The sequence below is a fragment of the Rhodococcus sp. 2H158 genome, assembly GCF_053764755.1.
In genome coordinates, this window is sequence record NZ_JBSNCE010000007.1 from 210,272 (window position 1) to 231,091 (window position 20,820).

At 71.4% G+C, this 20,820-nt stretch carries 19 protein-coding genes and 1 tRNA gene; 16 read left to right on the forward strand and 4 right to left on the reverse strand.

The genetic code is table 11. The features are described from left to right. Window positions 1-32 precede the first annotated feature (32 nt). Window positions 33-1,406: an MFS transporter gene (locus ACWPOB_RS09235; RefSeq protein WP_455400611.1), complete on the forward strand. Its 1,374-nt coding sequence runs from the start codon at window positions 33-35 to the stop codon at window positions 1,404-1,406. A 71-nt stretch (window positions 1,407-1,477) separates the two neighbouring features. Here the strand turns inward: ACWPOB_RS09235 and acs are convergent, their stop codons facing one another. Then, entirely contained in the window at window positions 1,478-3,415 is a 1,938-nt protein-coding gene (gene acs / locus ACWPOB_RS09240; RefSeq protein ID WP_455400612.1) for an acetate--CoA ligase, read from the reverse strand. A gap of 204 nt (window positions 3,416-3,619) precedes the next feature. Between acs and ACWPOB_RS09245 the strand changes: the two genes are divergently transcribed. Next, entirely contained in the window at window positions 3,620-4,372 is a 753-nt protein-coding gene (locus ACWPOB_RS09245) for an oxidoreductase (protein WP_455400613.1), read from the forward strand. A gap of 409 nt (window positions 4,373-4,781) precedes the next feature. Here ACWPOB_RS09245 and ACWPOB_RS09250 read toward each other — a convergent pair whose 3' ends face one another. Next, window positions 4,782-5,624, reverse strand: coding sequence for an HAD-IB family hydrolase (locus tag ACWPOB_RS09250; protein WP_455400614.1), 843 nt, complete (start codon window positions 5,622-5,624; stop codon window positions 4,782-4,784). A gap of 378 nt (window positions 5,625-6,002) precedes the next feature. Here ACWPOB_RS09250 and ssd point away from each other — a divergent pair, with 378 nt between their 5' ends. Genes ssd through ACWPOB_RS09285 form a run of 7 tightly spaced genes read left to right on the forward strand, consistent with a single transcriptional unit; the run spans window position 6,003 to window position 10,563 of the window. Further along, entirely contained in the window at window positions 6,003-7,076 is a 1,074-nt protein-coding gene (ssd, locus tag ACWPOB_RS09255) for a septum site-determining protein Ssd (RefSeq protein WP_455400615.1), read from the forward strand. Next, window positions 7,073-8,245 carry a TadA family conjugal transfer-associated ATPase gene (locus tag ACWPOB_RS09260; RefSeq protein WP_455400616.1) on the forward strand — a complete coding sequence of 391 codons (1,173 nt, stop codon included), beginning with the start codon at window positions 7,073-7,075 and terminating at the stop codon, window positions 8,243-8,245. Before ssd ends, ACWPOB_RS09260 begins: the two co-directional genes overlap by 4 nt. After that, entirely contained in the window at window positions 8,242-9,042 is an 801-nt protein-coding gene (locus ACWPOB_RS09265) for a type II secretion system F family protein (RefSeq protein ID WP_455400617.1), read from the forward strand. Before ACWPOB_RS09260 ends, ACWPOB_RS09265 begins: the two co-directional genes overlap by 4 nt. Further along, window positions 9,006-9,644, forward strand: coding sequence for a type II secretion system F family protein (locus ACWPOB_RS09270; protein ID WP_455400627.1), 639 nt, complete (start codon window positions 9,006-9,008; stop codon window positions 9,642-9,644). Before ACWPOB_RS09265 ends, ACWPOB_RS09270 begins: the two co-directional genes overlap by 37 nt. Window positions 9,645-9,686: 42 nt before the next feature. Further along, window positions 9,687-9,890, forward strand: coding sequence for a DUF4244 domain-containing protein (locus ACWPOB_RS09275; protein WP_100059186.1), 204 nt, complete (start codon window positions 9,687-9,689; stop codon window positions 9,888-9,890). Between the two features lie 17 nt (window positions 9,891-9,907). Further along, window positions 9,908-10,222, forward strand: a complete 315-nt coding sequence (locus tag ACWPOB_RS09280; protein WP_100059187.1) for a TadE family type IV pilus minor pilin — start codon at window positions 9,908-9,910, stop codon at window positions 10,220-10,222. After that, on the forward strand, window positions 10,219-10,563 hold the full coding sequence (locus ACWPOB_RS09285; protein ID WP_455400618.1) for an Rv3654c family TadE-like protein: 345 nt from the start codon (window positions 10,219-10,221) through the stop codon (window positions 10,561-10,563). The genes ACWPOB_RS09280 and ACWPOB_RS09285 overlap by 4 nt, the downstream gene beginning before the upstream one ends. 9 nt (window positions 10,564-10,572) lie before the next feature. Here the strand turns inward: ACWPOB_RS09285 and ACWPOB_RS09290 are convergent, their stop codons facing one another. After that, window positions 10,573-12,918 (reverse strand): DEAD/DEAH box helicase, encoded by a 2,346-nt coding sequence (locus tag ACWPOB_RS09290; RefSeq protein ID WP_455400619.1) that lies wholly within the window; start codon window positions 12,916-12,918, stop codon window positions 10,573-10,575. A gap of 391 nt (window positions 12,919-13,309) precedes the next feature. Here ACWPOB_RS09290 and ACWPOB_RS09295 point away from each other — a divergent pair, with 391 nt between their 5' ends. From ACWPOB_RS09295 to ACWPOB_RS09310, 4 genes are all read left to right on the forward strand, one after another. Then, window positions 13,310-13,513 carry a cold-shock protein gene (locus tag ACWPOB_RS09295; protein WP_005248460.1) on the forward strand — a complete coding sequence of 68 codons (204 nt, stop codon included), beginning with the start codon at window positions 13,310-13,312 and terminating at the stop codon, window positions 13,511-13,513. 129 nt (window positions 13,514-13,642) lie between these two features. After that, entirely contained in the window at window positions 13,643-14,230 is a 588-nt protein-coding gene (locus ACWPOB_RS09300; RefSeq protein WP_455400620.1) for a hypothetical protein, read from the forward strand. 135 nt (window positions 14,231-14,365) lie between these two features. Further along, window positions 14,366-17,305, forward strand: coding sequence for a type I DNA topoisomerase (gene topA / locus ACWPOB_RS09305; protein ID WP_100057508.1), 2,940 nt, complete (start codon window positions 14,366-14,368; stop codon window positions 17,303-17,305). 32 nt (window positions 17,306-17,337) lie between these two features. Further along, window positions 17,338-18,012, forward strand: coding sequence for a helix-turn-helix domain-containing protein (locus tag ACWPOB_RS09310; protein WP_455400621.1), 675 nt, complete (start codon window positions 17,338-17,340; stop codon window positions 18,010-18,012). A gap of 4 nt (window positions 18,013-18,016) precedes the next feature. Here the strand turns inward: ACWPOB_RS09310 and ACWPOB_RS09315 are convergent, their stop codons facing one another. Continuing rightward, window positions 18,017-18,403 (reverse strand): VOC family protein, encoded by a 387-nt coding sequence (locus tag ACWPOB_RS09315; RefSeq protein WP_455400622.1) that lies wholly within the window; start codon window positions 18,401-18,403, stop codon window positions 18,017-18,019. 94 nt (window positions 18,404-18,497) lie between these two features. Here ACWPOB_RS09315 and ACWPOB_RS09320 point away from each other — a divergent pair, with 94 nt between their 5' ends. The 3 genes from ACWPOB_RS09320 to ACWPOB_RS09330 all read left to right on the forward strand — a co-directional run bounded on the left by ACWPOB_RS09320 (window position 18,498) and on the right by ACWPOB_RS09330 (window position 20,308). Beyond that, entirely contained in the window at window positions 18,498-19,685 is a 1,188-nt protein-coding gene (locus ACWPOB_RS09320) for a DNA polymerase III subunit delta' (protein WP_100057511.1), read from the forward strand. 65 nt (window positions 19,686-19,750) lie between these two features. Next, window positions 19,751-19,823 (forward strand) — tRNA-Thr (locus tag ACWPOB_RS09325). A 287-nt stretch (window positions 19,824-20,110) separates the two neighbouring features. Then, window positions 20,111-20,308: a hypothetical protein gene (locus tag ACWPOB_RS09330; RefSeq protein ID WP_029547229.1), complete on the forward strand. Its 198-nt coding sequence runs from the start codon at window positions 20,111-20,113 to the stop codon at window positions 20,306-20,308. Window positions 20,309-20,820: the final 512 nt, after the last annotated feature.

A 20,820-nucleotide genomic window follows, 5' to 3' on the forward strand; every position in this document is an offset into this window, starting at 1 on the left:
TTCCCATCATGTGAATCTCTGGAGCTGGTTTCGTGAGCACTTCCCTCGACAACACCGCCGGCCGGGACGGATCGCTGGTCGCGGGAGTACCGCGCAGCCGCATCATCGTCGCGAGCACCGTCGGCACCTCGATCGAGTTCTACGACTTCTACATCTATGCGACCGCCGCCGTGTCGGTGTTCCCGCACCTGTTCTTCCCGAAGGGCAACGGCACCACCGCCCTGCTCGCCTCGCTCGCGACGTTCGGTCTCGCGTTCGTCGCCCGGCCGGTCGGCTCGATCCTGTTCGGCCACTTCGGGGACCGCATCGGCCGCAAGGCCACCCTCGTCGGCTCGCTGCTGACGATGGGCATCGCGACGTTCCTCATCGGAATCCTGCCCACGTACCACCAGGTGGGACTGCTGGCCCCGGCACTGCTCGCACTGATGCGCTTCTGCCAGGGCCTCGGCCTCGGCGGCGAATGGAGCGGCGCGGCGCTGCTGGCCACCGAGACCGCCGAGAAGGGTAAGCGGGCCTGGGCCGCCATGTGGCCCCAGTTGGGCGCGCCGATCGGATTCTTCCTGGCCAACGGCCTGTTCCTGATCATCACGCTGTTCCTGAACCACGACAACGCCGATCCCGACCTGGGCAGCGCGTTCCTGACGTGGGGCTGGCGGATCCCGTTCCTGCTCAGCGCCGTGATGGTGATCATCGGCCTCTACGTGCGGCTCAAGCTGGAGGAGACCCCGGTGTTCGCCCGGGCCGTCGCCGAGGGCAAGAAGGTCAAGACGCCGCTGGCCGAGGTGTTCAGGACGAGCTGGCGTCAGCTGATCATCGGCACTTTCGTGATGCTCGCGACGTACACCCTCTTCTACCTCATGACGACCTGGGTGCTCAGCCACGGCACCGGCAAGACCCCCGCCCAGGGCGGCACCGGCGCCGGCTTCCAGTACTCGGACTTCCTGGTGCTCCAACTCGTCGCCGTGCTGTTCTTCGCGGCCGCGATCCCGGTGTCCGGTCGTCTCGCCGATCGCCACGGCCGCCGCATCACGCTGCTGGTCATCACCGGAGTCATCATGGTGTTCGGCCTGACCTTCGGGATCCTGCTCGCCCCGGAGGGCATGAGCGAACCGCGCATGCTCCTGTTCCTGATCATCGGCATGATCCTGATGGGCTTCACCTTCGGCCCCATGAGCGCCGTGCTGCCCGAACTGTTCCCGACCAACGTGCGCTACACCGGTTCGGGCATTGCCTACAACGTCTCGAGCATCCTCGGCGCGGCCGTCGCCCCGTTCATCGCGACGTGGCTCGCCACCACCTACGGCGTCGGCTGGGTGGGTGTGTACCTGCTGGTGGCCGCTGCGCTCACCTTCGTCGCGCTGCTCGTGATGCACGAGACCAAGGACCGCCACCTCGAGGAGGTATAGGGCCGCTTCGCGGCCGGTGCGTCCTTCAGGCGGCTACGACAACCCAAAGGACGCACCGGCAGCTCCGCTGCCTACTTGCCCTGAGCGCGGATCGCCTCGAACACCTTCGGGTCGACCAGGGTGGAGGTGTCGCCGAGTTCGCGGCCCTCGGCGACGTCGCGCAGCAGGCGGCGCATGATCTTGCCGGAGCGGGTCTTGGGCAGTTCCGGCACGATCGAGATCTGCCGGGGCTTGGCGATCGGGGAGATCTCGGTGGAGACCTGGTTGCGCAGTTCGGTGATGAGCTGATCGCCGGTGTTCTCCACGCCCTCGCGCAGGATGACGAACGCGACGATGCCCTGGCCGGTGGTCTCGTCGGCGGCACCGACGACGGCGGCCTCGGCGACGGCCGGGTGCCCGACGAGGGCGGATTCGACCTCGGAGGTCGAGATCCGGTGTCCGGAGACGTTCATGACGTCGTCGACGCGGCCGAGGACCCACAGGGCGCCGTCCTCGTCGTAGCGCGCGCCGTCGCCGGCGAAGTACCAGCCCTCCTCGGCGTACCGGGACCAGTAGGTGTCCTTGTAGCGGTCCATGTCGCCCCAGATGCCCCGCAGCATCGACGGCCACGGCTGATCGAGCACCAGGTAGCCGTTGCCGCCGGCCCCCAGCGGCTTGGCGTTGTCGTCGACGATCTTGGCGGAGATGCCGGGCAGCGGCGCCATCGCCGAACCCGGCTTGGTGGCGGTGATGCCCGGCAGCGGCGAGATCATGATCGCGCCGGTCTCGGTCTGCCACCAGGTGTCGACGATCGGGGCCTCGCCGGCGCCGATGACCTCCCGGAACCAGCGCCACGCCTCGGGGTTGATCGGCTCGCCCACCGAACCGAGCAGCCGGATCGAGGACAGGTCGTGCGCGTCGGGGATGTCCCGGCCCCACTTCATGAAGGTGCGGATCAGGGTCGGGGCGGTGTAGTAGATGCTCACCCCGTACTTTTCGATGATCTCGAAGTGCCGGTGCTCGTTCGGCGAGTTCGGGGTGCCCTCGTAGACGACCTGGGTCGCGCCGTTGCTCAGCGGCCCGTACACGATGTAGCTGTGCCCGGTGACCCAGCCGATGTCGGCGGTGCACCAGTACACGTCCTTCCCCGGCTTGTGGTCGAACACGTAGTGGTGGGTGTACGAGGCCTGCGTCAGGTAGCCACCCGAGGTGTGGATGATGCCCTTGGGCTTACCGGTGGTGCCCGAGGTGTAGAGGATGAACAGCGGGTGCTCGGCGTCGAACGGCTGCGCCTCGTGCTCGGCGGAGGCCTTGTCCACCGTCTCGTGCCACCACAGGTCGCGTCCCTCGGTCCACTCGACGTCGATGCCGGTGCGCTTGACCACCAGCACGTGCTGCACCGACGCCGCATCGGCGACAGCCTCGTCGGCGGCCGGCTTGAGCGGGGCGGCCTGGCCACGGCGCCACTGCCCGTCGACGGTGACGACGAGTTTGGCCTGCGCGTCGTCGATGCGCGAGCGCAGCGCGTGCGAGGAGAACCCGGCGAAGACCACCGAGTGGGTCAGGCCGAGGCGGGCGCAGGCCAGCATCGCCACGATCGCCTCGGGGATCATCGGCATGTAGATCGCCACCCGGTCGCCGGCCACCAGGCCCAGTTCGGTGAAGGTGTTCGCCGCCTTGCACACCTCGGCGAGCAGGTCGTTGTAGGTCAGCGCGCGCGAATCGCCGGGCTCGCCCTCGAAGTGGATGGCGACGCGGTCGCCGTTGCCGGCGAGGACGTGCCGGTCGACGCAGTTGTACGCGACGTTGAGCGAGCCGCCGACGAACCACTTCGCCACCGGCGCGTCGGACCAGTCCAGCACCTCGGACCACTCGGTGGCCCAGTCCAGCCGCTGCGCCTGCGTCGCCCAGAATCCGAGCCGGTCGGCGTCTGCGGCGGCCTGCAACTCGGGACCGGCGTTGGCGGTGGCGACGAACTCGGGGCTCGGTGGGTACACCTGCTGTTCGTGGTCCTGCGCTGCGCTCGTCATGGTTGCGGGGCCTCTTTCCGGTCGGTCCAAACAGTTCGGGCATCTGTGAGGGTAGTCACCTGTGATCGACATCGCACCGTTGCATCCGGCTGCAACCTGGTCACTTTCGACAATCGGTCGGTCCCGCGCGACGGGCGGTCGGACTCCGCGGCCAGTGGAACCGCAGGCGCGGGCGGTCGGCACCGGCCGGTACCGTCGGATGCCGTGACCGACCCCTTGCAGCCCCTGCTCGACCTGCCCGGAGTGCGTGATGCCGCGGACCGGGCGCGCGACGCCCTCGCCGAGGTGCACCGGCACAAGACGAACCGGCGCGGCTGGCCGAACACCGCCGCCGAGGCGTCCGTTCGGGCGGCCCGGGCGTCCGCCGCGCTCGACGGCGGATCGATGGAACTGCCGCCGCCGGGGGAGGCGGGTGATCCGATCCTGGCCGGTGCGCTGCGGGTGGCGCAGGCGCTCGACGGCGACGGTCTGGCCGTCATGGTGTCCACCTGGCAGCGCGCGCCCCTGCAGGCCCTTGCGCGCCTGCACCTGCTCGCGGCGGCCGACCTTGTCGACGAGGCGGAGGCGTTGGGCCGGCCCCGCACGGAACCGGGCGTGGGGGAGCGGCTCGACGCCCTCGCCCAGTTGGTGACCGGAGGCACCCGGGCGCCGGCACCGGTGCTGGCCGCGGTGGTGCACGGCGAGTTGGCGGTGCTGCGCCCGTTCGGTGTCGCCGACGGCGTGATCGCCCGGGCGGCGTCCCGCCTCGTGTCGGTCGCGAGCGGGCTGGACGTGCACAATCTCGGCGTTCCCGAGGTGAGCTGGATGCGTCGCGCCCAGGCCTACCGCGACGGGCTCGCGGGCTTCGAGTCGGGCACCCCGGAGGGCGTCGGGGGCTGGGTCGTCTTCTGCTGCGGCGGGCTGGAAGCGGGCGCGCGCGAGGCGACATCAATCGCGGACGCCTTCGCCGGAGGATAATCCGGAGAGTGAATCGTCTTGCCTGTCACCGATTTTCGTGCAGGTGACCACATGTAAGCGGGCGACGTCGCCGAATGACTTCGGTGGCGTCGCCCGCCGGCACGGACTGCCGAGTTACCAAGCGTGCTGCATGGGTTGTGTGTCACTGGCCTCGGCGAGGGTTCGGATATCGCTGGTTCGTCCTCGCAACGGGTGCGGGGTGTTCGCCTTCGAAGACCCGAATCTCGCAAGCCCACAACACTTCTGCCCTTATAGTGGCATCGGCTCCGCGTGGGTGCTCGGTGTCCGTGCTGGGAATTCCGGTCGGGAGATCGAACCTTCTCTTCCGATTCGCTCTTGGCCTTCCGTCCTTCCGTAACTCCTTTCTACTCCCGGTCTCCGAGGGGGGCAAGACCCATTTTCGGGACCGTCACCCGCGCGCCGCGAACCCCGGCCGGTGCCGTCGGCGCAGCGCGAGGTACGTCGCCGCGCCCGCCGCCACCGCGCCCGCCGTGATCGCGGCCGTCGCGGCGACGGCGGCCGGCGGCGTCGCGGTGAGTCGGTGCAGGAGCGGCACAGGACGAGTGAAAGTAAGTATCGGCCAACCGTTTTCGAGAGATTCTCGACGCAGTACCCGATCCGGATTCACCGCGCGCGGATGGCCCACGGCCCGCAGCATCGGAATGTCCGTCGACGAGTCCGAGTACGCGTAGCAGCGCGCGAGATCGTAACCGTACTGTAGCGCCAGCGCCTGTATCGCCTCCGCCTTGGCCTCGCCGTAGCAGTAGAACTCCAGCTCCCCGGCGTAGCGGCCGTCCTCGATCCGCATCCGGCTGGCGGTGCTGTGCGTCGCCCCCAGTGCCGCTGCGATGGGAGTGACCACCTCCTCCCCGGACGCAGACACGATGATCACGTCGTGCCCGCGGAGCTTGTGGTCCGCGATGAGATCGGCGGCCTCGGCGAAGACCAGGGGATCCACGATGTCGTGCAGCGTCTCGGCGACGATCGACTTGATCTGCTCGACATCCCAGCCCATGCACATCGCCGCGATGTGGGCCCGCATGCGCTCCACCTGATCGTGGTCGGCCCCGGAGAGCATGAACAGGAACTGGGCGTAACTGCTCTTCAGCACCGCCCGCCGGTTGAGGAGCCCCTGGGCGAAGAACGGCTTGCTGAAGGCGAGCGCGCTGGACTTCGCGATGACGGTCTTGTCGAGGTCGAAGAAGGCGGCGATTCGGCCGGACTGGGTCGGGGCCACGGTCGCGTCGGTCACGGCACCACAATAGGTGTGACTGCTCCTTCCCGGTACGCCCTGCGCTCCGGCCGGTCGTCCGGCCCCTCCACCTGCGTGAAACGCGCGACGGTTGAACCTGCACACTGCGTGAAACGCGCGACGGTTGAACTTGCAAATATCGGGTCGGGGCGTAGTATCGACGACACCTGGACATAGTCCAGGGGGTGTTCAGCCCGACCCCCCGGGGCTGAACATGACGACCCTCGCCTCCTCCCCCCCTGGCGAGGGTCGTCCTCTGTTCCGGGACCTTTCGGAGCCGGGCGCGTTCATCCACAGGCAGCGCGTTCATCCACAGATTCGCCGGTTCCCCCCGCTACCCGCTTCCGGGGCGCCCGGCCGCCGCGCAGGCTGGGCACCATGACCGACGTCTTGGCCCTCGTCGACGATCCCGCGCTGATGGCGAGCCTGCGTCGCGTGGCGGCCGCTTCCGACCGCACCGTCGGTGAGACGGCGACGCCACCGCCGCGCAGAACCTGGCTCGACGCCGGACTCGTCGTGATCGACCGCACCGCGGCCCTGGCATGCGCGCAGCAGCTCCCCCGGCGAGGCGGAATCGTCCTGGTCACCGTCGGCGGCGCCGACCTCCCCGATTGGCAGGCGGCCACCGCGGTCGGCGCCGAACACGTGGTGGGGCTGCCCGACGACGAGGTCGAACTGCTCACCGTGCTCGGCGCGGCCGCCGAGCCCGACGCGGGCGGCGGCCACGTCGTCGCTGTCCTCGGCGGCTGCGGCGGCGCCGGCGCGTCCACGTTCGCAGCCGCCCTGGCATGGACGGTCGCCGCCTTCCGGCGCAGTGCGGGAGCCCTCCTCGTCGACGGCGACCCCCTGGGCGGGGGACTGGACGTCCTCACCGGAATCGAGGACCGGCCGGGTGTCCGCTGGCCCGGTCTCACCGTCGATCGTGGCCGGCTCTCCGCCCGGACCCTGCGCGATGCGGTGCCCGAATGGCTGCCGGGACTCGGCGTGCTGTCCGCAGATCGCGAGTCCACGTCCGAGCCGGCACCCGCCGCGGTCACCGCCGTGCTCGACACCGTCCGCCGCTCCGGCGACCTGGTGGTGTGCGACGTGCCCCGCAGTCGCGGGCCCGCCGCCGAGGCGATGGTGGCGGCCGCCGACCTGACCGTGCTGGTGGTGCCCGCCCGCGTGCGCGCCGCCCTCGCCGCGGGGCGGGTCGCCGGCTGGGTCGCCGAACAGAACACCAATCAGGGCATCGTCGTGCGCGGCCCGGCCCCCGGCGGGTTGCGCGGCCGGGACGTTGCCGACGTGGTGGGGCTGCCGCTGATCACCACGATGCGCGCGCAGCCCGGGCTCGCCGCGGCGCTCGAACGCGGCGGACTGCGGCTCGGACGGCGCTCTCCACTCGTCCACGCCGCCGAGTCCGTCCTCGACGTGCTGACCGGACCCGAGCCGGGCTCGCGGTGGGCGGCATGAGCGCCGTCCTCACCGCCGAGCTGCTCGACCGGGTCCGCGAACGGCTCGCGACCGAGGCCGGCGAACCCACGCCGGACCGCGTCGCCGCCGCGCTGCGTGCGGAATCCGGCGGGGTTCTCGGCGACTTCGACCTGCTCACGGCCCTGCGGCACCTGCAGACCGAGCTCTCCGGCGCCGGCCCGCTCGAAGCGCTGCTCGCCGAGCCCGGCGTCACCGACGTCCTCGTCACCGCCCCGGACCGGGTCTGGGTCGACCGCGGCGCCGGGCTGCGGCTCGCCCCCGTCGTCTTCCCGGACGAGGCGTCGGTGCGGCGACTCGCCCAGCGCCTCGCGCTGTTCGCCGGACGGCGACTCGACGACGCGCAGCCGTGGGTCGACGGCCGGCTACCCGGGCACGGCGATTTCGGTGTGCGCCTGCACGCCGTCCTCGCGCCCGTCGCGCAGGGCGGCACCTGCCTGTCGCTGCGCGTGCTGCGGCCCGCCACCCAGGGGCTCGACGCGCTGCGTGATCGCGGCGCCGTCGATCCGCACGCCTATCGGCTGCTGCGGCGGATCGTCGCCGCCCGGCTCGCCTTCCTCGTCGTCGGGGGCACGGGGGCAGGCAAGACCACCCTGCTCGCGGCACTGCTCGGCACGGTGGACCCGGGCGAGCGGATCGTGTGCGTCGAGGACGCCGCCGAGCTCGCTCCCGCCCACCCCCACGTCGTGCGGCTCGTCGCCCGCGCCGCCAACGTCGAAGGCGTCGGTGAGGTCGCGGTGCGCGACCTCGTGCGGCAGGCGCTGCGGATGCGGCCCGACCGCATCGTCGTCGGCGAGGTGCGCGGCGCCGAGGTCGTCGATCTTCTGACGGCACTGAACACCGGTCACGACGGCGGCGCGGGCACGGTGCACGCCAACTCGCCGGACGAGGTGCCGGCGCGGCTCGAAGCGCTCGCCGCCCTCGGCGGCCTGGACCGGGCCGCCCTGCACAGCCAGCTCGTCGCGGCGGTGCAGGTGGTTCTGCACGTGCACCGCACCCCCGACGGGACCCGCCGGCTGACGGAGATCGGCGTCGTGCAGCGGGACACCGTGTCGGGTGTCGTTGTCGCGCCCGCGTGGACCCACGAGCGCGGCACGGAGGCCGGCATGGACCGACTCGAACAGCTCTTCCGTCGACGGGAACCGCGGTGACCGCGGCGGCCCTGTGCCTGGCCGCGGCCGTGCTGGTGGCGCCGGGTGCGGTCGCCACGCCGCGGCTGCGGGCGCTGCGCACGACGGTCGCCGCCGGACGGTCGTGGCGGCCGCCGCAGGAGGTGACGGTCGGGCTGTGCGTCCTCCCGGTGCTGCTGCTCGGAGTCGCGCCCGCCGTCGCGGCGGCGGTCGTCGCCGGCACCACCGTGCGACGGCTGCGGCGACGGCGCCGGGACCGCGCGCTCGACGCCGAGCAGCGGACCCTGCTCGCCGCGCTCGAAACCGTTGTCGCCGAGCTCGAGGTGGGCACCCACCCGGCCGAGGCGTGCGCGACGGCGGCGCGGGAGACGACCGGGCCGACTGCCGACGCCTTCCGCGTCGCGGCGGCGCGGGTCCGGCTCGGCGGCAGCGCAGCCGACGGCCTGCGCGCCGCGGCCCGCGCGCCGGGACAGTCGGGGATCGCCGCGTCGCTCGATCGGCTTGCCGCGGCCTGGGAGGTGTCGGACCGGCACGGGTTGGCGCTGGCGCAACTCCTCGCGGCCGCGCGCTCGGATCTGTCCGGCCGCATGCGCCTGCGCTCGCGCACCGAGGCGGGACTGGCGGGGGCCCGCGCGACGGCGACGGTGCTTGCGGCCCTTCCGGCGCTCGGTGTGGCGCTGGGGCAGATGATGGGGGCCGCGCCGGTGACGGTGCTGCTCGGCGACGGTCTCGGTGGTGTGTTGCTGGTGGTGGGCACCGTGTTGGCGTGCGTCGGGCTGCTGTGGACCGATCGGATCGCGACTCGGGTGGCGTCGTGACGGCGTCGCTGGTGTGCCTTGCCGTGGCGCTCGTGATCCTGCCGGATCTGCAGGCGCGACGGTTGCAGGCCCTCGCCGCCGGGGCCGCGACGTCCGGCGGAGCGGCCGACTCCGGCGGTGCGCCGGACGACCCGCATGCCGTGCCCGCCGCGTTCGACCTGATGGCCGCCTGCCTGCGTGCCGGTCTGCCGACGGCGACGGCGGCCCGGGCGGTCGCCGACTCGGCGCCGCCGGCCCTCGCACGGGCCCTGCGTCGGGGCGCGGACCGTCTCGAGCTCGGGGCCGCCCCGACGGACGCGTGGAGCGGTCTCGGCGACGCGACGTCGGACGGCTCCGGCGCCGAGACGGAGGCGCTGGAGGCCTTCGCCCGCGCGGCGCGGAGATCGGCACGGTCCGGTGCCCCGCTGTCGGGCATCGTCGCCGAGGTGGCGGAGCGACAGCGCGAACAGGCGGAGGACCGGGCGGCTGCGGCCGTCGAGCGCGCCGGGGTTCTGGTCAGCGGCCCGCTCGGGCTGTGTTTCCTGCCGGCGTTCGTGTGCCTGGGCATCGTGCCCGTCGTGATCGGGCTCGCGGGACGCGTGCTCGGCGACGGGCTGTTGTGAGACGTCGGCGCGGACGGTCCGCGCCGAAGGAGGGGAGGAACCATGGTAGGCAACGGGATTCGGGCGACGGCGCAGCGGCTGAGCGATGCCGTCGCGGCGGAGGACGGCATGTCCACCGCGGAGTACGCGATCGGCACGATCGCCGCGGCGGCGTTCGGTGCCGTGCTGTACACGGTGGTCACCGGCGACAACATCGTCACCGCGCTCACCGGCATCGTCGAGCGCGCGCTGAACACGGCGGTGTGAGCGGGGACGACGGCGGGGTGACCGTCGAGGCGGCGATCGCCCTCACCGCGCTGGTGAGTGTTCTCGTGCTGTGTCTCGGTGCGGTGCTGTGTGTTTCGAATCAGCTCCGGTGTCAGGACGCGGCGCGGGAGGCCGCCCGGCTCGCGGCTCGCGGCGACGGGGCGCGAGCGGTGGAGGTGGCGGCGCGGGTCGCTCCGGAGGGCGCACGGATCTCCGTGCGCCCCGACGGTGACCTCGTCGTGGCGACGGTGACGGCGGACGGTCCGCTGCTGCCGATGGTGACCCTCACGGCGGAGGCGGTGGCCGTGCTCGAACCGGAAGTGGTGCAGTGACATTCGGGGACGAGCGGGGTAGTGCGAGCGTGGTGGGGTGTTTCGTCGCGGTCGCGCTGATCGTGGTCACCGGGCTGCTCGTGCAGATGGGTGCGGGGGTCGCGACGCGGCATCGGGCGCAGGCGGCGGCCGACCTGGCGGCCCTGGCGGTGGCCGGTGCGCTCGATCGCGGGTCGGGCACCGCATGCTCGGAGGCGGACCGGATCGCGGCGCGGATGCGGGTGCAGGTGCGCTCGTGCACCGTCGACGGCTGGGACGCCGTCGTCGAGGTCGGGGCCGAGGTGTCGCTGCCGGCTGGGCGGCAGGCCCGGGCGATCGCGCGGGCGGGGCCGGCCGAGTGAGGCGCGAGGTCAGGCGAGGGCGTCGAGCACCGCGCCCAGCAACGCGACCGCTCCGGCCTTGTCGAGCGGGTCGTTGCCGTTGCCGCACTTGGGGGAGTACACGCACGACGGGCAACCGGCGGCGCATTCGCAGGCCGTCACGGCCGCGCGGGTTGCACCGAGCCACTCGGCGATGCGCGCGTACCCTCGGTCGGCGAAACCGGCGCCCCCGGGATGCCCGTCGTAGACGAAGACGGTGGGCAGCCCGGTGTCCGGGTGCACCGCGGTGGACACGCCGCCGATGTCCCAGCGGTCGCACGTCGCCACGAGCGGCAGAAGGCCGATGGCGGCGTGCTCGGCGGCGTGCAGCGCGCCGGGTACCCGTTCCGGTCCGATCCCGCACCGGTCGAGCAGTTCGGGGGTGACGGTGTACATCACCGCGCGCGTCGGCAGGCACTGGGACGGCATGTCGAGGTCGGTGCTGTCGAGCACCTCGCCGGACGGCAGCCGTCGCAGGTACGAGACCACCTGATGGGTCACCTCGACCTCGACGAGGCCTACGGTCACCGGCCCGAGCGAGCGCTGCTCCGCCACGGCGGTCACGACGATGTCGGTGATCTCCCGCGCGGAGGTGGACCATTCGGGGTCCTCGGCGTGCACGAGCGCGATCCCGTCGTCGAGGTGCAACTCGTCGACGACGAACGACTCGCCGCGGTGCAGATACACCGCTCCCGGATGCACGGTCGCCGGTGCACGGCCGCCGTCGACGGTGCCGAGCATCCGTCCGGTGTCCGACTCGACGATGGCGATCTGGGTGCCGATGCCGCCGCGGATGTCGATGTCGGAGTGCGGACGGGTGTCCGGGGTGACGAACCACCCGTGCGGGCGCCGTCGGATCGCTCCCTGCGCGGCCAGGGCGGCGAGCACGTCGGCCGCACCGAACTCCTCGACCTCGGCGTCGGTGAGCGGCAGCTCGAGTGCGGCGCACAGCAGTTGCGGGCCGAGCACGTACGGATTGGTGGGATCGGTGACCGTCGCCTCGACGGGCTTGTCGAGCAGCGCCGCCGGATGGTGCACGAGGTAGGTGTCGAGCGGATCGTCGCGGGCGACGAGCACGACCAGCGATCCCGCACCGCGGCGCCCGGCCCGGCCGGCCTGCTGCCAGAACGACGCGACGGTACCCGGGAATCCGGCGACGACGACGGCGTCGAGGCCGGCGATGTCCATGCCGAGTTCCAGGGCGTTGGTGCTGGCGGCACCGAGCAGCCGGCCGTCCGCCAGGGCCGCCTCGAGCTCGCGGCGCTCCTCGGCGAGGTAACCGGCGCGGTAGGCGGCGACCCGATCGACGAGCTCGGGGGCGGCCTCGGCGAGCAGCCGCTGCGCGCCGAGCGCGGTGAGTTCGGCGCCGCGCCGGGACCGCACGAAGGCGAGGGTGCGGGCACCCTCGACGACGAGGTCGGCGAGGATGCGGGCGGCCTCGGTTCCGGCGGCGCGGCGCACGGGGGCACCGTTCTCGCCGGTCACCTGCTCGAGCAGCGGCGGCTCCCACAGCGCGACGGTGCGAGGTCCGTGCGGGGAGCCGTCCTCGGTCACCTCCCGGCAGGGCGCGCCGACGAGCCGGGACGCCGCGGCGCCGGGGTCGGCGGTCGTGGCGGAGGCGAGGACGAAGACCGGCCGGGCGCCGTAGCGCGCGGCGATCCGCCGCAGCCGGCGCAGCACCAGAGCCACGTTGGAGCCGAAGACGCCGCGGTAGGAGTGACACTCGTCGACCACCACATAGCGCAGCCGGCGGAAGAACCGGGACCAGCGGGCGTGCCCGGGCAGCATCGACATGTGCAGCATGTCGGGGTTGGTGAAGATCCACCGCGAGTGGCTGCGCGCCCACTGCCGCAGTTCGGTGGAGGTGTCGCCGTCGTAGGCGCACGCGTGCACGTGACCGAGTTCGGGCTCGGCGGCGGTCACGTCGGTGACGGCGCGCAACTGGTCCGCGCAGAGCGCCTTCGTGGGGGAGAGGTACAGCGCGGTGGCGTGCGGGTCCTCGGCGAGGGCGGTGAGCACGGGCAGCTGGTAGGCGAGGGATTTGCCCGAGGCGGTGCCGGTGGAGACGACGACGTGCTCCCCGCCGGCGGCGAGGTCGGCGGCCTCTGTCTGGTGGCTCCACGGCCGGGGCACGCCGGTGGCGCGCAGAGCCCGGACGACGGCGTCGGACGCCCAGTCCGGCCAGTCGCTGTGGCGAACGTCGCGGGCGGGCAGGTCCGCGCTGTGGGTGAGGGGATGCTCCGAGGCCGGCGTGCCGGCAAGCACCCGCTCGAGCAGTTCGTGGCCGAAGCTCGACGGCCCGTCGCCGACGGGACGGCGGTGCGGCGAGCTGGTCACACTGGGTACTCCGGAGGATGCGGTCGGGATGGGAAACCAGCGTAGTAGGCCATCGCTCCCGGCGTTCGGTCGGTGTCCGGTCGCGCGCGGGGTAACATCGACGTAACCGTACCGACGAGTAATCCTACCGTCGGGATATACAAGATCAAATTTTCGGGCGAATTGTGCGCCCGCCTACTGTTGTCGGCGCCCGGAACGTGGTTCACTGACATCGGTCGCAGCTTCTGTGTTCGGTGACTTGAGAAAGTGCACGGCTCGCAGGATCGATGGTTGCGAGCGCGGTGCTTTGCTCTTCCTGTGGGGGGATCAAGAAGTACAGCGGTCGGAACCGGCCCGGCGGCTCGCTCGCCCGCGAACCGCCGCATCCGGTGTTAGAAAGAGAAGGAAAAGCATGGCACAGGGCACTGTGAAGTGGTTCAACGCGGAGAAGGGCTTCGGCTTCATCGCTCCCGAGGACGGCTCCGCCGACGTTTTCGTCCACTACTCGGAGATCCAGGGCAGCGGCTTCCGCACCCTGGAGGAGAACCAGCGCGTGGAGTTCGAGGTCGGCCAGGGCACCAAGGGTCCGCAGGCCACCGGCGTTCGCGCGGTCTGATCGTCGACGCTCCTGCCGGAGCCTGACGTGACTCGGTCCGCAGGGACCGAAGCCTCGATCGTCCCCCGTCACCATCGGTGAGGGGGGACGATCTGTTTCTGCGGCAGGTAGCGGAGGAAGGGCGGGTGAGTGAGCCAACTGTCGTTCTTCGGGGCCGAGGAGATGCCCCCGGACCCGGCCGACCTCGGCGGCCTGCTGGCCGCGCACGGCCACGCGGTGGTCTCCGGTGACGGCGCACGGATCTCCGTGGTCGTGGACGAGCCGTGGCGGGCGGACGCGATCGCGGAGCTGATGGCGCAGGCCGCGCTGTCCCCGGAGGTCACCCGGACGGACGAGGGACACCCGCTGGTGCGCACCGCCGCCCTACCGGAACTCGTCCCGGTGGCGGCCGAATGGACACGGGGTGCGGTGAAGGCGGTGCCGGCGGGATGGGTGCCGGGCTCGCGAGCCCTGCGGGCATGGGTGCTCGCGGCGGGCCGCGCCGAGGCCGAGGGCGAGCGCTACGTGCTGGGGCTGGATCCGCACGCCCCGGACACCCACGCGGTGCTGGCCCAGTCGCTGATGCGCGCCGGGATCGCGCCGACGCTGATCGGTACGCGCGGCGCCGCACCGGGCCTGCGGGTGTCCGGGCGACGCAGGTTGATGCGTCTCGTCGAGAACATCGGGGCACCGCCGGACGACCCCCGCGCGCGGCAGATCTGGCCGCGCGTGCGGTAGGCGCCGCATCACACGTGACGGGCCTTCCGTCGCAGGTGTGCGACCCTGTGTATGGCCGCGTCCGGGGAACGGGTCGGTATACATGTCGGGGAGAAGCACGACATGTCAGCAAACAGGGAAGGTGCGGGCAGCGCTGTGGCAGCACGGGACAACAGCACGTCGAACGGCTCGTCGGGCACGCGTCGGCTCGTCATCGTCGAGTCCCCGACCAAGGCGAAGAAGATCGCGCCCTACCTGGGCCGTGACTACGTCGTCGAGGCGTCCGTCGGGCACATCCGTGACCTGCCGCGCGGTGCCGCCGACGTGCCGGCCAAGTACAAGGGCGAGTCGTGGGCCCGGCTCGGCGTGAACGTCGACCACGGCTTCGAGCCGCTGTACGTCGTCAGTCCCGAGAAGAAGTCCAAGGTCACCGAACTGAAGGGGCTGCTGAAGGACGCGGACGAGCTGTACCTGGCGACCGACCCCGACCGTGAGGGCGAGGCCATCGCCTGGCACCTGCTCGAGACCCTCAAGCCGAAGGTCCCGGTCCGCCGGATGGTGTTCCACGAGATCACCGAGCCGGCCATCCGGGCCGCCGCGGAACACACCCGCGACCTCGACAACAACCTCGTCGACGCGCAGGAGACCCGCCGCATCCTCGACCGCCTCTACGGCTACGAGGTCAGCCCGGTGCTGTGGAAGAAGGTCATGCCGCGGTTGTCGGCGGGCCGCGTGCAGTCCGTCGCCACCCGGGTCATCGTGCAGCGCGAACGCGAGCGCATGGCCTTCCGGTCCGCGACGTACTGGGACATCGCCGCCACGCTCGACGCCGGCGCCGACGCGAGCCCTCGCTCGTTCGGGGCCCGCCTCGTCGGTGTCGACGGCGCCCGCGTCGCGGCCGGCCGCGACTTCGGACCCGACGGGCAGCTCAAGTCCACCGGCGTCGTCGTGCTCGACGAGGCGTACGCGCGACGGCTCGCCGACGCCCTGCACGGTGTCGACCTGACGGTGACGTCGGTCGAGAGCAAGCCGTACACCCGCAAGCCGTACGCGCCGTTCATGACGTCGACCCTGCAGCAGGAGGCGGGCCGCAAGCTGCGGTTCTCGTCCGAGCGCACGATGCGCATCGCGCAGCGCCTGTACGAGAACGGCTACATCACGTACATGCGTACAGACTCGACGACCCTGTCCGAGAGCGCGATCTCCGCCGCCCGGGCGCAGGCCACCGAGTTGTACGGCGCGCAGTACGTGCACGCCACCCCGCGGCAGTTCACCCGCAAGGTGAAGAACGCGCAGGAGGCGCACGAGGCGATCCGTCCGGCCGGCGACGTGTTCGCCACGCCCGGCGAGCTGCACTCGCGCCTCGACACCGACGAGTACCGGCTCTACGAGCTCATCTGGCAGCGCACCGTCGCCTCCCAGATGGCCGACGCGCGCGGTACCACCCTGACGCTGCGCATCACCGGCACCGCCGCGAGCGGCGAGGAGTGCACGTTCTCGTCGTCGGGACGCACCATCACCTTCCCGGGCTTCCTCAAGGCGTACGTCGAGAGCGTCGACGAGGAGGCCGGCGGCCAGTCCGACGACGCCGAGTCCCGGCTGCCCAACCTGTCCGAGGGACAGCGCGTCACCGCGACCGAGCTCGATCCGGACGGCCACTCGACCAACCCGCCGGCCCGCTACACCGAGGCCAGCCTGATCAAGGCGCTCGAAGATCTCGGCATCGGCCGGCCGTCGACGTACGCGTCGATCATCAAAACCATCCTCGACCGCGGTTACGTCTACAAACGTGGCAGCGCCCTGGTCCCGTCGTGGGTGGCGTTCGCGGTCATCGGGCTGCTCGAGGCGCACTTCGGACGCCTCGTCGACTACGGCTTCACCGCCGCCATGGAGGACGACCTCGACGAGATCGCGGGCGGCCACGAGCAGCGCACCGACTGGCTGACGAGCTTCTACTTCGGTGGTGCCCACGGCGCCGAGAACTCGGTGGCGCGCGAGGGCGGCCTGAAGAAGATGGTGGGGGAGAACCTCGAGGACATCGACGCCCGCGAGATCAACTCGATCCGGCTGTTCGACGACGCCGAGGGCCGGGAGATCCACGTGCGCGTCGGCCGGTTCGGCCCCTACCTCGAGCGGATGGTCCCCAATCCCGACGTTCTTGACGGGGAACCGGTCTCCCAGCGGGCGAACCTGCCCGACGACCTGCCGCCGGACGAGCTGACGCTCGAGTACGCGGAGAAGCTGTTCTCGACCCCGCAGGAGGGCCGGGTCCTCGGCGTCGACCCGGCCAGCGGCAACGAGATCGTCGCGCGGGAGGGCCGCTTCGGTCCGTATGTGACCGAGCTGCTGCGCGAACCGGAGCCGGAGCCCGAACCGGACATCACGCCCATTCCGGTCGAGGAAGCACCCTCGGCGGGCGGCACCGCGGCGGCCGCGAAGGGTGGCACCGCCACCGCGACGAAGACGGCCGCGAAGAAAGCGCCGGCGAAGAAGGCCGCCAAGAAGGCGGCCGGCCCCAAGCCGCGCACGGCCTCGCTGCTCAAGTCGATGGAACTGTCGACGGTGACGCTCGAGGACGCCCTGCGGCTGCTGTCGCTGCCACGGGTGGTCGGGGTCGACCCCGCGACGGGCGAGGAGATCACCGCCCAGAACGGCCGCTACGGGCCGTACCTGAAGAAGGGCACCGACTCGCGGTCGCTGGCCGACGAGGAGCAGATGTTCACCGTCACCCTCGAGGAGGCGCTGAAGATCTACTCCGAGCCCAAGCGCCGCGGTCGGCAGGCCGCCGCCACGCCGCCGCTGCGGGAGCTGGGCACCGACCCGGTCAGTGGCAGCCCGATGGTGATCAAGGACGGTCGCTTCGGCCCGTACGTCACGGACGGCGAGACCAACGCCAGCCTCCGCAAGGGCGACGAGGTCGACACCATCACCGACGAACGCGCCTCCGAGCTGCTCGCGGATCGTCGCGCCCGGGGCCCGGCTAAGAAGACCGCGAAGAAGACCGCGGCCAAGAAGGCTCCGGCCAAGAAGACGGCCGCCAAGAAGACCGCGGCAAAGAAGACGACCGCGAAGAAGGCCGCCGCGAAGAAGGAGTGACCCTCCCAGGTGCGGCGGCCTATCCTCGCCGTGTGTACCGCGAGGCGGCGTCCGGCATACCCGGCGTGCTCGTGTGGACGGCGACGAGGACCGCGGGTACGGCCGGAACGTCCGTGCTGCCCGACGGCTGCACGGACCTGATCTGGCACGAGGACGGCTTCCTCGTTGCCGGACCGGATACCCGCGCCCAGTTCTCCGACCTGGGCACCCGCCGGGACCTGACTGCGGTGCGGTTCGGTCCCGGGGTGGGGCCGGCGGTGCTCGGGGTGGACGCGGCCGAGCTGCGCGACGCGCGCGTACCGCTGGACCGCATCCGGCCCGAGGCGTACGTTCGTCGCCTGGTGTCGGCCGCGGAGTCCGACCCGCTCGGTACGCTCCTGCGCGAGACGCGGCGCCGCCTGGACGGCGTCGACCGCAGCGTCGAGACGGGCATCGCGTCGCGGCTCGGCGCCGGAGCGTCCGTCGCCGAGGTGGCGACGTCGATGGGCTGGAGTGCGCGGCGGTTGCACCGTCGCGCGCTGCGGGCCTACGGCTACGGTCCGAAGACGCTGGCCCGCGTGCTGCGGTTCCGTCGCGCGGTCGGTCTCGCGCGTGCCGGCCGACCGTTCTCCGACGTCGCGGCCGAGTGCGGTTTCAGCGACCAGGCGCACCTCGCGCGGGAGGTACGCGCCCTCTCCGGCGTCACGCTCGGCGCGCTCGTTCGCTGAGCGGTCACGCGGGCAAGGCCGCGAACAGTTCGATGCTGTGCCCGTCGGGATCGTGCACGCTCGCATACCGCTGCTTCCAGAACGCGTCCCACGGTTCGAGCACGCTCGTGCATCCCGCCTCCAGCAGATCGCGGTACGTCGCGTCCACACCCGCCGGTGAACCACAGTCGAACGCGAGTGCAGGACCACCGGTCCCCGGCCGGAAGCCCGGATGGAAGGACCGGACCGACTCGAGGGTGTCCCATGCCAGGCGGAGTCCGCCCGGCAGCGTCGTCTCGTAGTGCGGTTCGTCGGTGCCGGCGGGCAGGTCCAGCCCGAGGCGGCGATAGCAGTCGAAGGAACGGGTCATGTCGGCGACGACGAGCCCGACCAGCGCGAGTTGTGCAGTCATGACCGTGACGCTAGGCCGCCGCGACGTCGCCGTCTTGAAGGTTTCGGACGGCCGACGCACCGGCCGCGTCGGAGCCGGTCGCTACGCTGAGGCCATGCCCGGTGTCTTCGAACGTCTCGTCGGCCAGCGCGACGTGGAGACCGAACTGACCGCCGCGGCCACCGCCGCGCGCGGGGGCGGAGCCGGTTCTCGGATGACGCACTCGTGGCTGTTCACCGGGCCCCCCGGCTCCGGGCGGTCGATCGCCGCGCTCTGCTTCGCCGCCGCCCTGCAGTGCACCGACGCCACCGCACCGGGCTGCGGCCACTGCCACGCGTGCAGCACCACCATGGCCGGCACCCACGGCGACGTCCGTCGGGTGATCCCCGAGGGGCTGACGATCAGCGTCAAGGCGATGCGCGACATCGTCCGGACCGCCTCGCGTCGCCCGAGCACCGGGCAGTGGCAGGTGGTGGTGATCGAGGACGCGGACCGTCTCACCGAGGGCGCCGCGAACGCGCTGCTCAAGGTCGTCGAGGAACCGCCCGAACGCACGGTGTTCCTCCTGTGCGCGCCGTCGATCGATCCGCAGGACATCTCCGTGACCCTGCGCTCGCGATGCCGGCACGTCGCGCTCGTCACGCCCAGCACCGACGCGATCGCCCGGGTCCTGCGCGAACGCGACGGGCTCGACGCCGAGACCGCGAGCTGGGCGGCGTCGATCAGCGGCGGCCACGTCGGCCGTGCCCGGCGTCTGGCCACCGACGAGTCCGCCCGCGCCAGCCGGCGGCGTGCGCTGGATCTGGCCGAAGCCGTGCTCCGCCCCGCGACCACGTACACCGCCGCGGACGAGCTGGTCCAGCGTGCCGAGGCCGAGGCGAAGGAGATCAGCGTCGCGCGCGACGAACGCGAGACCGAGGAACTCCGGACGGCTCTCGGCGCCGGGGGCACCGGCAAGGGCGCCGCCGGGGCGCTCCGCGGTGCGGCCGGCGTCCTCAAGGACCTCGAACGCACCCAGAAGTCCAGGCGCACGCGGACCGAGCGCGACATCATGGACCGCGCCCTCATCGATCTCGCCGGTCTCTACCGGGATGCGCTGGCACGTTCCCTGGGCGCTTCCGGCACCGCCAACCATCCCGACATGGCCGAGCGCGCCTCCGACCTGGCTTCGCGGGCCCGGCCGGAGGCGTTGCTGACCTGCATCGAGGCGATCCTCGAATGCCGGGAGGTCCTCGCACAGAACGTCAAACCGCGCTTCGCGGTGGCCGCCATGGCGTCCCGGCTGAGCTCGGCATTCCGGTAGGCGGCGAGGCGTGGTTTGCATTGGACAGGGGGGTAGGCGCTAAACTCGTGCGCGCCGTCAGGCACGCTGCCTTAGCTCAGTCGGTAGAGCATTTCACTCGTAATGAAAAGGTCGCGAGTTCGATTCTCGCAGGCAGCTCGGAGCGACGAAGGCCCTTCACCCGGAAGACGGGTGGAGGGCCTTCGTCGACCGGGGGGACCCTTCCGGTCCGCTCACCCACGACGAAGTTGCCCGCCGGCGCCCTCCGTGCCGGATGATGGCACGTGTGCTTCTGGAAATTTTCTCGATCGTTCTGATCGTCGGCGCCCTGGTCGTTCTCATCCCCACCGCGATGCGCGTGTTCCGCCGGCGCGACGACGACCACTAGGTCGGTCTTCGCCGCTCGGCACCCCGCTCGGGCGGCGCCCCCTCAGTACACTCGACTTATGAGTGAGTCGTTGAAAGAGCGGGTGCGAGCGAAGATTCTGCGCCAGCGCGGCGAGGACGGCGGGCGCCCTCTCGGTGACGCCGAAGGGGATAACCCCCGGCTCATCGACATCGACCTCGACCTGGCGCTGCTGGAGCAGGCCGCCGAGGGCGATGCCGTCGTGGAGGAGCTGGCCGTGAAGTACTGGGTGCCCTGATTCGGCGCAGAAAAGCGGTCTGACCAGGCGATTTGGTGAGAGCGCAATGTTCACGTAACTTATTCCAGGTCAGAGCGACACGGACACCGACCCGGCCCGCAGGGGCTCGGGACAACGAGGTTGGACGCAGGCGCCTGATTGTTCGGTTCGGAATCTTCTGGTAGGGTTCTGGGCCGTTGCCGATCCCACCGAGCGCGTCGGGTTTGTTTTCGCCGGGTGGTGTGGGTAGGCTGGAACGGTTGCCCCGGAACGCCGCGGACCTCGGTTCGTGGGGTGATGGTGTGTGCGTGTTCTTTGAGAACTCAACAGTGTGCCGATGAATGTCAGTGCCAAAATATTTTTTGGTGCGACCGCTCCTCTTTTCGGGGGGTGGTTGTTGCTGACCGCCGCATTCTTCCGTCTGTGGTGGTCAGTGTTTTGCTAGTTTGAGTTTTTTGCTGGTGATTTGGCTCGATGTCTATGACTGATCGGCCCTTCGGGGTTTGATTGTGAGTCTTCAACGGAGAGTTTGA

Excerpts from the sequence above, each read along its gene's own strand:
- acs (WP_455400612.1), bottom strand. The coding sequence starts at position 3,415 with ATGACGAGCGCAGCGCAGGACCACGAACAGCAGGTGTACCCACCGAGC.
- ssd (WP_455400615.1), top strand. The coding sequence starts at position 6,003 with ATGACCGACGTCTTGGCCCTCGTCGACGATCCCGCGCTGATGGCGAGC.
- ACWPOB_RS09260 (WP_455400616.1), top strand. The coding sequence starts at position 7,073 with ATGAGCGCCGTCCTCACCGCCGAGCTGCTCGACCGGGTCCGCGAACGG.
- ACWPOB_RS09275 (WP_100059186.1), top strand. The coding sequence starts at position 9,687 with ATGGTAGGCAACGGGATTCGGGCGACGGCGCAGCGGCTGAGCGATGCC.
- ACWPOB_RS09295 (WP_005248460.1), top strand. The coding sequence starts at position 13,310 with ATGGCACAGGGCACTGTGAAGTGGTTCAACGCGGAGAAGGGCTTCGGC.
- ACWPOB_RS09315 (WP_455400622.1), bottom strand. The coding sequence starts at position 18,403 with ATGACTGCACAACTCGCGCTGGTCGGGCTCGTCGTCGCCGACATGACC.
- ACWPOB_RS09320 (WP_100057511.1), top strand. The coding sequence starts at position 18,498 with ATGCCCGGTGTCTTCGAACGTCTCGTCGGCCAGCGCGACGTGGAGACC.
- ACWPOB_RS09330 (WP_029547229.1), top strand. The coding sequence starts at position 20,111 with ATGAGTGAGTCGTTGAAAGAGCGGGTGCGAGCGAAGATTCTGCGCCAG.